Raw genomic sequence first — 2,382 nt, 5'->3', positions numbered from 1 at the left:
CCGCCCAGCCCCCATGCACCGTCCCGTGCAGGTTGAGGAAGCCCTCGTTCGGCACCGCGCGGATCACCGCCTTGCCCTGCTCCGCCTCGACCACCCGGCAGTCCATGGTGGTCGCCATAGACGAGACATGGTCGCCGTCGATCATCCCGCGGATGACCTCCAGTCCGCTACGCGTGGAGCCGCTGGCCGCGACCCCATCGGTCAGCGTGATCGGCCGCTTCTCGCTCATCACGCGAAGGCCTGGATGCCGGTCTGGGCGCGGCCCAGGATCAGGGCATGGATGTCGTGGGTGCCCTCGTAGGTGTTGACCGCCTCCAGGTTCATCACGTGGCGGATCACGTGGTACTCGTCGGCGATGCCGTTGCCGCCATGCATGTCCCGGGCGGCCCGGGCGATGTCGAGCGCCTTGCCGCAATTGTTGCGCTTCATCAGCGAGATCAGCTCCGGCGACGCCTTGCCCTGGTCCATCAGCCGCCCGGTGCGCAGGCAGCCGGCCAGCCCCAGCGTGATCTCGGTCATCATGTCGGCCAGCTTCTTCTGGATCAGCTGGTTGGCGGCGAGCGGTCGGCCGAACTGCTGGCGGTCCAGTGTGTACTGCCGGGCCTGGTGCCAGCAGAACTCGGCTGAACCCATCGAGCCCCAGCTGATCCCGTAGCGCGCCCGGTTCAGGCAGCCGAACGGGCCTTTGAGCCCCTTCACGCCAGCGAGCAGGTTGCCGTCCGGCACGAACGCCTCGTCCAGCATGATCATGCCGGTGGTGGATGCGCGCAGCGAGAACTTGCCGTCGATCTTGGGCGTCTCGAAACCCTTGGTGCCGCGCTCGACCACAAAGCCGCGGATCTCGCCCTCGTCGTCCTTGGCCCAGACCACCGCCAGGTCGGCGATGGGCGAGTTGGTGATCCAATTCTTCGCGCCGGAGAGCGACCAGCCGCCGTTCACCTTCTTCGCCCGGGTGCGCATCCCGCCGGGATCGGAGCCGAAGTCCGGCTCGGTCAGGCCGAAGCAGCCGACCAGCTCGCCCTTGGCCAGCCCCGGCAGCCAGCGCCGGCGCTGCTCCTCGTCGCCATAGGCATGGATCGGGTACATCACCAGCGAGGACTGCACGCTCATTGCCGAGCGGTAGCCGGAATCGACCCGCTCCACCTCGCGCGCGACCAGCCCATAGGCGACATAGGAGGCACCCGCTCCGCCATATTCCTCGGGAATGGTGGCGCCGAGCAGGCCGAGCTCGCCCATCTCGGTCATGATCTCGCGGTGGAAGATCTCGTGCCGGTTCGCTTCCAGCACCCGCGGCATCAGCGAGCCCTGGCAATACTCCCGGGCCGCGTCGCGGATCATCCGCTCCTCGTCGGAGAGCTCCTCCTCCAGGAGGAGCGGGTCCTGCCAGTCGAATCGCCCGAGCCTCGCCGAGGCCGCCCCAGTCGCGGCCGACGCCAGTGCCATCACCATCTCCAAGCATTTGCTGCGGCGCACTCTAGCGCAGGGAGAACGATCGGTCACGGTTGGCCGGGGCGACGGCCGTTCCGCCAGCGTCAGGCTTTTGCACGGCACGCCGACCCGGCCTACGACTGGCGGCCATGCCGGCGACAGACCGCGCCGCGTCCGCGCGCGGCTCCAGATCCGGCGCCTCGGGGAGGAACGAGATGAGCGACTTCGAAACGTTCGAGGTGTCCAACTTCCTGCTGCAGAAGGGCGGCGTGCTGCCAACCGCCCGGCTCGCCTATGCAACGCGAGGCAAGCTGAATGCCGCGCGCGACAACGCGGTGCTGGTACCGAGCTGGTACACCGGGACCCATGCCGACAGTGAGACCTTCATGCTGGGCGCCGACCGGGCACTGGATCCCGGCAAGTACTTCATCATCCTGACCAACCTGCTGGGCAACGGTCTGTCGTCCTCGCCCAGCAACAGCCCGGCACCCGTCGACCGCGGCCGCTTCCCCAAGGTGACGATCCACGACAATGTCCGCCTGCAGCACCAGCTGGTCACCGAGCGGCTGGGCATCGAGCGGCTGCGGCTGGTCACCGGCTTCTCCATGGGCGCCTGCCAGACCTTCCAGTGGGCGGCGCAATACCCGGACATGGTGCAGGCCGCGTGCCCGATCGCCGGTTCCGCGCGGACCGGCAACTACAACAAGGTGTTCCTCCTGGCGTTGCGGCGCGCGCTGGAGGTGGACCCGGCCTTCCAGGACGGCTTCTACGACCGCCCGCCGGTCCGTGGCATCCAGGCCTTCGCCACCATCTATGCCGGCTGGGGCACCTCGGAGCCGTTCTTCCGCGAGGAAGGGTTCCGTCCGCTGGGCTCCCGCAACACGGTCGAGCACGTCGCCGACTTCTGGGAGCCCTTCTTCGCGCGCTGCGACGCCAACAACCTGCTCTCTCAGC

Annotated in this window: 2 protein-coding genes and 1 pseudogene; 1 reads left to right on the top strand and 2 read right to left on the bottom strand. The window is 68.3% G+C overall.

Annotation, left to right across the window (positions count from 1 at the left end):
• Nucleotides 1–229: pseudogene (locus tag EQG76_RS01400) on the bottom strand (hypothetical protein); the annotation flags it as partial.
• Nucleotides 229–1,443: an acyl-CoA dehydrogenase gene (locus EQG76_RS01395; RefSeq protein ID WP_159709929.1), complete on the bottom strand. Its 1,215-nt coding sequence runs from the start codon at nucleotides 1,441–1,443 to the stop codon at nucleotides 229–231. The gene EQG76_RS01395 and the pseudogene EQG76_RS01400, both read right to left, overlap by 1 nt.
• Nucleotides 1,444–1,643: 200 nt before the next feature.
• Here EQG76_RS01395 and EQG76_RS01390 point away from each other — a divergent pair.
• Nucleotides 1,644–2,382 (top strand): alpha/beta fold hydrolase (locus EQG76_RS01390; RefSeq protein WP_159709927.1); only part of this gene is annotated, 739 nt, incomplete at its 3' end.

Origin of the sequence: Geminicoccus flavidas (genome assembly GCF_009806515.1) — a bacterium.
In the GTDB taxonomy this organism is placed as follows: domain Bacteria; phylum Pseudomonadota; class Alphaproteobacteria; order Geminicoccales; family Geminicoccaceae; genus Geminicoccus; species Geminicoccus flavidus.
This window is presented reverse-complemented; position numbering and strand designations above follow the sequence as displayed.